Source organism: Streptomyces sp. PA03-1a, assembly GCF_033792805.1.
Lineage (GTDB): Bacteria > Actinomycetota > Actinomycetes > Streptomycetales > Streptomycetaceae > Actinacidiphila.
In genome coordinates this window covers 21,831-30,206 of sequence record NZ_JARAVO010000109.1, presented here as the reverse complement: position 1 = coordinate 30,206, position 8,376 = coordinate 21,831, and the positions used below count along the sequence as shown (strand labels likewise).

The following is an 8,376-nucleotide window of genomic DNA, read 5'->3' as shown; positions in this document are numbered from 1 at the left end:
TGGACGCTCCGCCAGCTCCAGGCGGCGGACGGGTCAGCGCCGGCCCGCCGCCTGGAGCTGGCGGAGCGTCCAGCCGCGCCCCCGCACGTCCAGCGGGCGCGTGGCGGCGGTGAACAACTCCGCGGCGCGCCGGTAGGAGAGCCGCCCGCGGCCGGTGCGGAACAGCGGCCCGTCGACCCGCCCGAGGGCGAGCAGCGGCAGCAACCGGGCCGATCCGTCCCCCCAGCGCAGCGGCACCCCGGTGCTCCGGCGGGTGCGGCGGTCCGGCAGGTCGAGGTCGTCGACGTCCAGCGCGAGCAGCCGTTCGATGGTGGCCCCGGTCTCGTGGAGCAGATGCCAGAACGCCTGCTCCCGCAGCGGCGCGGACAGCCGGAGCACCTCACGCACCTGGTCGGCGCCGAGTCCGGCCCCGGCTCGGCGTGCCTTCGGCACGGGCAGCGCCCGCAGGTCCTGCGTGGGGTCGCCCGACAGCCAGCCCTGCGCACGCCACCACGTCACGGCGCTGCAGAGCACCGACAGTTCACGGTTGGCGGTGCGGGCACCGACCGCCGCGGACCGTGCCGTGAAGGCCTCGCGTAGCCGCCCCGCGGTACCCGGTGCGTCGAGCAGGGCCAGCGGTACCGCCGGGGGCTCGGCGTTACGGCGCCCTCCGCCGACGGGCAGGGGGCGGTCGACGAGCCCCCAGGCCCAGGTGGCCAGCGCGATCCGGTAGACCCGCCGCGAGCCTGCGCCCAGCCCGGAGGCGGCGAGGAAGCGGTCGACAGCGACGGCGTACTCCACCGGCTGGGTCATGCGACGCCCCTCCCCTGTCGATCCCGAGATCGACCGCAGTAAATCACCCTGCGGTGTGAACTGCTGCCATCCTAAGTTGATTCGACCCGACTCAATAATTTCTTTCGCGGGCCTGGCGTGTCGCCGCGCGCCCCTTGCACGCTGCGCCCATGGCATTCGATCTCCGCCCCGCGGTCCTGCGCGAACGCGACTTCCGGCGCTTCTTCATCGGCTACACCACCTCGTTGTTCGGATCGTCGATGGCGTCGGTCGCGCTGGCCTTCGCGGTCCTGGAGACCGGCGGCGGGGGCACCGAGCTCGGCCTGGTCCTCGCGGCGCGGATCCTGCCGCTGGTGCTGGTCCTGCTCGCCGGAGGCGTCCTCACCGACCGGTGGGGCAGCCGGCAGGTGATGCTCGCCGCGGACGTCACCCGCTGCCTCACCCAGGCCGGCCTCGCCCTGGCCCTCCTCGGCGGTGATCCGCACATGGTCACGCTGATCGCGCTGGTCGTCGTCTGGGGCGCGGCCGAGGCCCTGTTCACCCCGGCTCTCGACGCGCTCGTCCCCCGCATCGTGCCGGGTGACGCGCTCTCCGACGGCAACGCGCTGCTCGGCGTGGCCCGATCGGCGGCCTCGATCGCGGGCCCGGCGATCGCGGGCGTCCTGACGGCGGCCGCGGGCGCCTCCGCGGTCCTCGCCGTGGACGCCGTGAGCTACGGGGTGAGCGTCGTGGCCCTGCTCCTGCTGCCGCGGACCGTCCGGGCCGCGGGGCCTGCCTCGTCCTTCGTCGCGGAGCTGCGCGAGGGCTGGACGGAGTTCCGCTCCCGGACCTGGCTGTGGGTCACCTCGGTCCACGTCTGCCTGTTCAACCTTTTCGTGTGGGCGCCGTTCCTCGTCCTCGGGCCGCTGGTCGCCCAGCGGAATCTCGGCGGGCCGAGCTCCTGGGGCCTGGTCATGGCCCTGTACGGGGCGGGAGCAGTGGCGGGCGGCGTGGCGATGCTGGGGCGCCGGCCCCGCCGGCCGCTGTTCGTGGGCACGGCCGCCACCCTGGGCTGGGCCATGCCGTCGGCCGCCCTCGCCACCGGGCGGCCGCTGCCCTGGATCTGCGCCGCCGCGCTGGCGGCCGGAGTCGGCTCGGCCGTGTGCGGCACCCTCTACGCCACGGCCACGCAGTCCCAGGTGCCGCCAAGTGCGCTCGCCCGGGTCAGCGCCTACGGCACCTTCGGCGCCTTCGCGCTCGGGCCGGTGGGCCTCGCGGCGGCCGGTCCGGTGTCCGTCCTGTTCGGCGTCGCGGGGGTGCTGGGCTTCGGTGCGGTCTGGCAACTCGCGGCCGTGGCCCTGGTCCTGACGCTTCCCGCCGTACGGGCGGCCCTCCCGCGGCCCGGGTCGACGGCCCCGGCCCCCGGCGGGGAGCAACAGGGCGTGGGCAGCCCCTCCCCCTCGTCCTGAGCCCTGCAGGGCCGTCAGGGGCGGTCGTGGGTCATGTGCGTCACGGTCGAGGTCGGGGTCACGCTGCGCCGGTGAACAGCGGCGTGCGGCGCCCGGCCGGACGGGGGCAAGGTGCAGCGTGAGCGTCTCGACCGCCCGGCGTCGAGCGCCGGGCCGATCGTGACGCCGCCGGCCATGAGGACGACGTCGAGGTCGTCACCGCGGAGCTCACGCGCGGCGGCGAGGCCGTGACGAAGCCGTCGAGGGGGACCGCGAGGTCCCGGGCTGCCGGATCCGAATCGGGTTGCCGTCGACCTGCGGGAACCGTTAGCGTCCCCCGGCCGACCGGGTGTCACCGGCCGGCTTCGTCGACGAGGAGGTGTGCGGCACATGTGCAGGAGTGCCCGGCAGTCGGTCCCGCGTTCCCTTTCCCACCTCCTCACGACGGAGACACCTTGTCCATGCGCATCACCCCACTGACCGACCCCGCTCACGGCCCGTCCGGCTACCGGCTGGCGTGGCTGGCGAGCGACGCGGACGCGATTCCTCTCGGATCGGCGTTCCTGCGCCTGTTCAGCGGTGCCGGGCAGGAACACCTCACCGAACTGAAGCTCCACGTCCATCCGGTCGAGCGGCGCCGCGGCGTCGGCTCGCGGCTGCTCGCCGCGGCCGTGGCGGCTGCCCGGGCGGACGGCCGGCGTTGCGTCATCGCCCAGGCCGAGGCCGGTTCGCCCGGCGACCGTTTCCTCCTGGCACGGGGTTTCCGCAGGGCCCTCGCGCTGACGTTCGCCCGGCTCCCGATGGCCGACGTGGACATCAGTGCCCTCGGTGAACTCGTCGAGCGTCCGCACCCCGGATACCGGCTGGCGTCATGGCACGGGACCGTGCCCGATGACCTCGCCACGACGTTCGCCGCGTCACGCCGGGCCATGGACGACATGCCGATGGACGACGTCGCCTACGGCACGGTGACCTGGGACGTGGACCGGGTCCGTGCTGCCGCCCAAGCCGTCGAGGCGCGAGGGGAGTTGCTGCACACCGTGGTGGCCGTCGACGATGCGGACGGCTCCATCGCCGGGTTCACCGAGCTGGTCGTCCCGGGCGACGGCAAGGGCGACGGCCAGCACTACGGCACCGCAGTCCTGCCCGAGCACCGGGGACACGGCCTGGGGCGGTGGATGAAGGCCGAGTCGATCCGGCAGGCGCGCGAGCGCCACCCCGGACTCGACGGTCTGCTGACCGACACCGCCGACGGCAACCGGCCCATGCGGAACATCAACGACGCGCTGGGCTACCGACCCACGCACCAGGCGATCGAGTACCAGCTCGACCTGTAGGGCGCCGGGACGGGGCGCGGGCTCCTCCCTCGCCCCGTCTCAGACGAGCTGCAGCAGGCAGCCCGCCGTGAAGACCGCGACGAGCAGAAGCGCGGCGAAAGCCGTCGTCAGCGCGACGCATGCCGCCTGGTCGCCGCCTGCGCCGCACCGCCGGGGGCGGTCCAGGGGCAGGTCGGCCCAGCAGACACCGGCGCCGGGGCGGACCGTCAGACCGTGGTCCGACGCGAGGGCGGCGACGATCGGCAGGCCCCGGCCGTGTTCGGAGGTGCCGTGCGTGACGGCGTTGGTGACCAGCTCGGAGACGACCAGGAGGGCGTCGTCCGCGGCCTCCTCCGGCACCTCAGGCAGGTCCAGGGGGCTGCGCACCTGACGCCGCTGGGTGCCGAGCTCGCGCGGGCCGTGCCGGACGGGGAAGCACAGGACGGCGTCGTGCACCCGCCCGTGGCGCAGCCGCCACGGGCGGGGCGCCGCGGGCAGGACGTCCAGGAGTCGTTCCAGGCCGTAGCTGGTCCGACGGCCGGTCGGCACGCCACGACCGGCGTCCTCCGCGGCGGAAGGCCCTGCCTCCCACCACGGCGGAGGCCGGCGCACGTCAGCGGCCCGCGCTCTGGCCGCCGTCGACCGGGAGCACCACACCGGTCACGAAGGGCGCCCTCTCCAGGTACAGGACGGCCTCGACGATGTCGTCGATCTCGCCCATGCGTCCCACCGGGTGCAGGCCCGCCAGCATCTCGTGGGTCTCCACCGGGTGCATCGGGGTCTTGATCGTCCCCAGCGCCACCGCGTTCGCCCGGATGCCCTGCGTCGCGTACTCGGTCGCCAGCGCCTTCGTGGCCGACTGCAGGCCGCCCTTGGTCAGGGACGCCAGCACCGACGTCACCTTCGCGTCCGGCTGGTCCCCGAGGCTGCTGGAGATCTGGACGACGTGTCCCCCGCCCTGCTGGAGCATCCGCTCCACCGCCAGCTGCGTGACGCGGAAGAAGCCGTCCAGGTTCACCGCCATCACGGCCCGGTAGTCCTCCTCGGTGTACTCCGTGAACGGCTTCGCCACGAAGATCCCCGCATTGTTGACCAGCGTGTCCACCCGGCCGAACCGCTCCACCGCCGTCGCGATCACCCGCTCCGCGGTGTCCCAGTCGGCGATGTCCCCGCGCACCGCCGCCACCCCCGGGTCCGCCGACTCGCCGATGTTCCGCGACGTGGCCACCACCGCGTACCCCAGCTTCCGGTACGCCTCGACCAGACCGGCACCGATGCCCTGCGACGCACCGGTGACGACCGCGACCTTCTGACCCTCAACGCTCATGACCTGCTCCCGACGGATGGGGTGTGGACTGCGCCGGCGAAGTAGCCGACCGGTCACCTATAACCGCGAGGACCGAGCGACAATTCCGGCATACCGCCAAAAATCTATCGCTTGTAGGGATCGCCGTCGGGGAGCCAGACGTCCGGGCCGTGGATGCCGAGGTCGCCCACGCCCTCGGCCAGGGCGTCCACCACGGCCAGCACCGAGTCGCGGACCTCGTCGGCGCGCCACACCAGCGACCAGGTCCAGTAGACCTCGGGCGCGATCACCGGCCGCTTGACCAGGTCCGGAGGGAGCGGGGTGGTCTGGCCCTTCGGGGAGTTGACGACCGGTCCGCGGCAGCGGCGGACGTGGTCGAAGAATCCGCTGCCGGTGATACCGCCGTCGGAGATACGGATCGTGCGGGCCCCCGTGTCGGCGGCGAAACGCTCCGCGTAGACGTTCCACGACTGCCAGGTGGTGGTGTCGTCGTCGAGGAGGACGACGGTGTCCTCGGCCCGGACGGCACTGGTGTCGTCGCCGGTGGAGACCGCGTAGAGCAGGTCCGCGCCCAGGAGCCGGGACCGCAGGCCGCACCGCTCCAGGTCCGCCGTCTGCACCCAGCAGATCGCGAGGTCCAGGCCGCCCTCGGCCACCCGGGCGGCCTGGGTGTGGGAGGGCCCGACCCACGCGTCCACGTGCAGCCGGGCCACCGCGGACGCACGGGCCGCCAGGTCGGCGGGGAGCCAGTTGGTGTAGCCGAGCCGCACCGCCTCCGAGCCGGCCAGCTGCTTGGCGCGGCGCCCCACGTCGTCGGCGCGCTCCAGCAGCGCCCGGACGTGCGGGAGCAGCGCCGAGCCCGCGGGGGTGATCGACACCGACCGGCGGTCGCGGTCGAAGAGCCTGACCCCCAGGTCGCGTTCGAGCGCCTTGATCTGCTGGGACAGCGAGGGCCCGGCGATGAGGAGCCGTTCGGCCGCCCTCCCGAAGTTCAGCTCCTCGGCGACCGCGACGAAATACCGAAGTTGACGCAGCTCCACGCCGCCATGCTAGGGCCTGGCCTGCCGGATCTCCGTCACGGGGGGCGTGTGGGAGTCGCAGCCTCGCAGCAGGGAGGAAACCGGTCCTGGCGCACGTCCCGCCGGCGCGCCCACGATGGGGGCCGGTCGGGGTTCCCGACCGGGACAAGTAGCGGGACCGGCCGGTCGACGACACAATAGTCGATCGGTCGTATACTGCTGTCATGGGACGCACAAGTGATGCCAGGGAGAAGATCATCACTGCCGCGCAGACGCTCATCGAGCAGCGCGGCTACTCCGCCCTGGGGGTGGCCGAGATCTGCAAGGCGGCCGGGGTGCCCAAGGGCAGCTTCTACTACTTCTTCGAGTCCAAGGAAGCCCTCGCCCTGACCGTCATCGACGAGCACTGGGCGGCGCAGAGGCGCGACTGGACCCGCATCCTGGGCGCCGCCGAGGCACCGCTGGAGCGGCTGCGCAGGCTGTTCGAGGCGACCGAGGAGAGCCAGCACGCGGGGCAGCAGTCCTGCGGCACGGTCTCCGGGTGCATGTTCGGCAACCTGACGCTGGAGATGAGCAACCAGACGGAGTCCATCCGCGGACGGCTGCAGGAGATCTTCGAGACGCAGGTCGACATGATCGACGAGGTCGTCACCGAGGCCCGCGAGCGCGGCGACGTCACCGTCGCCGACACCCACGCGGCCGCGGCGTCGATCGTCGCCCAGCTCGAGGGACAGGTGCTCTTCGCCAAGCTGTACAACGACACCGGGCGCCTCAGCCCGCTGTGGACGAACTGCCTCGCCATCCTCGGCGTGACCGGGCCTCAGAAGGCCGTCGCCGCCGTGTGAAGGTTCCGCACCACGGGCGCGGCGCGCGACCGCGGTGCGGCACCGTACGGCACCAGGGGCGGAGGTCAGCGGCCCGGCAGCCGCTCCGTGATCTCCTGGAGCACCCATTCGTTGCCGTCGGGGTCGCTGAACGACGCGAAGGAGCAGTAACTGCGTCGCTCCGCGTCGGGGCCGGACACACGTCCTTCCGTCCCGGCACGGTGGAAGATCCCTCCGGCGTCGTGGAACGGTCCGGCCACCTCGACCCCGCATCCCACGAGTTCCTCGCGGGCGGCGACCACGTCCTCCACGATCAGGTGGAGGCCCTGGACCGAGCCGGGCGCCGCCGAGCTGACCCCGGTGCCGAAGATGACCGAGCAGGGCGAGCCGGGCGGGGTCACCTGGACCACGCGGAAGTCCTCGCCGGTGGTGAGGTCCGCGTCCAGCCGCCAGCCGAGGCCCACGTAGAAGTCCTTGGCCCGGTCGACGTCGGCGACGGGCACCACCACGACCTCGAGTTTCATGTCCACTGGGGTTGCTCCCTTCCCTTGCCCCGTCCGGCGCGCAGGGGCGCGCCGGACGTCCACGGTCCCGCGGGGATGATCCGTACCCCCGCTCCCCCACGGGCGGACGGCGCGGACCGGACGGCCACCGCGTTGGCGGTGCGGGCAGCGCTCGGTCGTGTCGTCAAATGAGCGCCGGCCGCCCGAAGGGCGGGCCCAGCGGCGTCTGGTGCGGTGCATCGCAAGGCGGCGAGTCGTCCTCGTAGTGGGCTACTCGGACGATTCGACAACGCAGCGTGGGGGCACCCCCGGCCGAAGGCTGGGGGAGTGCCGTGCCAGGCGCCGCGGGGCAGGCGGGCATTTGACGACACGGCCTAGCGGGCGAGGAACGGAAGCAGGGCCGCCGTGACGTCGGCGGGGGCTTCGAGGGCCACGAGGTGCGCCGCGGCCGGGAACTCGGCCAGGGTGGCGCCGGGGATCGTGGCGGCGTAGCGGCGGGCGATGTCCTGGAAGTCCGCCACGTCGAGGAGGCCGACGCCGATCAGGGTGGGCACGGAGAGTGCGGCGACGTCGCCGTCCGCGCGGCCCCGTGAGTGCGCCTCGACGGCGCCCTGATGGGTCAGCGCCGTCCGCAGCGGCCCGCGGAGCCGGTCGGCCGCCCCGGCGGGGACCTCGTCCCATCCGCGGGCCGGGCCGCGCAACCACATGTCCAGGTTGACGCGGACCGCGGCCTCGTGGTCGCCCGCTGCGAGCGCCTCGGTCTCGGCCTCGTCGTAGGCGATCATCTGCGGCGACCAGTCGTACCCGGGCCACGGCGGGGAGAGCACGGCCAGGGAGTGGACGCGCCCGGGGTTGGCGAGCGCGAAGTCGATTGCCACGCGGCCGCCGAAGGACGCACCGACCACGCGGGCGCGGTCGAGGCCGAAGTGGTCCAGGACGCGGCGCAGGTCGTCGTGCTCGCTGAACGGGCCGGCCGGTGGCGGGGACTGGCCGAAACCGCGCATGTCGTAGCGGATGACGGTGTGGTGCTGCGCGAGGCCGGGCACGACCCCGTCCCACATCCGGTGGTCGGCGACGCCCGCGTGCACGAGGACGACGGGCGGGCCTTCCCCCGTCACCGTGCAGGCGAGACGTCCGAGTTCGTCGGCGAGTATGAGCATCCGCAGATGCTCGCACGGAACCGAACCGCGCCGCGCATCGCAGGCGCCGG

Annotated in this window: 9 protein-coding genes; 3 read left to right on the top strand and 6 right to left on the bottom strand. The window is 73.5% G+C overall.

The genetic code is table 11. The annotated features are described in order from the left end of the window. Positions 1 to 33: 33 nt before the first annotated feature. The gene (locus tag PV341_RS24095; RefSeq protein ID WP_500329359.1) at positions 34 to 792 is read right to left on the bottom strand and encodes a site-specific integrase; all 759 of its coding nucleotides are present in this window, start codon (positions 790 to 792) and stop codon (positions 34 to 36) included. A gap of 149 nt (positions 793 to 941) precedes the next feature. Here PV341_RS24095 and PV341_RS24090 point away from each other — a divergent pair, with 149 nt between their 5' ends. Then, complete coding sequence (locus PV341_RS24090; RefSeq protein WP_500358949.1) at positions 942 to 2,219, top strand: MFS transporter; 1,278 nt, start codon at positions 942 to 944, stop codon at positions 2,217 to 2,219. Between the two features lie 434 nt (positions 2,220 to 2,653). Further along, a complete protein-coding gene (locus tag PV341_RS24085) occupies positions 2,654 to 3,535 on the top strand; it encodes a GNAT family N-acetyltransferase (protein ID WP_500358948.1) in 882 nt (293 codons plus the stop codon). 39 nt (positions 3,536 to 3,574) lie between these two features. On the opposite strand, the gene PV341_RS24080 is transcribed toward PV341_RS24085, so the two are convergent. From PV341_RS24080 to PV341_RS24070, 3 genes are all read right to left on the bottom strand, one after another. Further along, positions 3,575 to 4,063: an ATP-binding protein gene (locus PV341_RS24080; RefSeq protein ID WP_500358947.1), complete on the bottom strand. Its 489-nt coding sequence runs from the start codon at positions 4,061 to 4,063 to the stop codon at positions 3,575 to 3,577. 64 nt (positions 4,064 to 4,127) lie between these two features. Then, positions 4,128 to 4,841: an SDR family NAD(P)-dependent oxidoreductase gene (locus PV341_RS24075; RefSeq protein ID WP_500329355.1), complete on the bottom strand. Its 714-nt coding sequence runs from the start codon at positions 4,839 to 4,841 to the stop codon at positions 4,128 to 4,130. 104 nt (positions 4,842 to 4,945) lie between these two features. Then, entirely contained in the window at positions 4,946 to 5,860 is a 915-nt protein-coding gene (locus PV341_RS24070; RefSeq protein WP_500358946.1) for a LysR family transcriptional regulator, read from the bottom strand. A gap of 203 nt (positions 5,861 to 6,063) precedes the next feature. On the opposite strand from PV341_RS24070, the gene PV341_RS24065 reads away from it, so the two are divergent. Next, positions 6,064 to 6,684 (top strand): TetR/AcrR family transcriptional regulator, encoded by a 621-nt coding sequence (locus PV341_RS24065; RefSeq protein ID WP_500329353.1) that lies wholly within the window; start codon positions 6,064 to 6,066, stop codon positions 6,682 to 6,684. Between the two features lie 65 nt (positions 6,685 to 6,749). Here the strand turns inward: PV341_RS24065 and PV341_RS24060 are convergent, their stop codons facing one another. Together PV341_RS24060 and PV341_RS24055 are read right to left on the bottom strand one after the other, a co-directional pair. Then, a complete protein-coding gene (locus PV341_RS24060; RefSeq protein ID WP_500358945.1) occupies positions 6,750 to 7,193 on the bottom strand; it encodes a VOC family protein in 444 nt (147 codons plus the stop codon). Between the two features lie 347 nt (positions 7,194 to 7,540). After that, entirely contained in the window at positions 7,541 to 8,326 is a 786-nt protein-coding gene (locus PV341_RS24055; RefSeq protein WP_500329351.1) for an alpha/beta fold hydrolase, read from the bottom strand. Between the last annotated feature and the right edge of the window lie 50 nt (positions 8,327 to 8,376).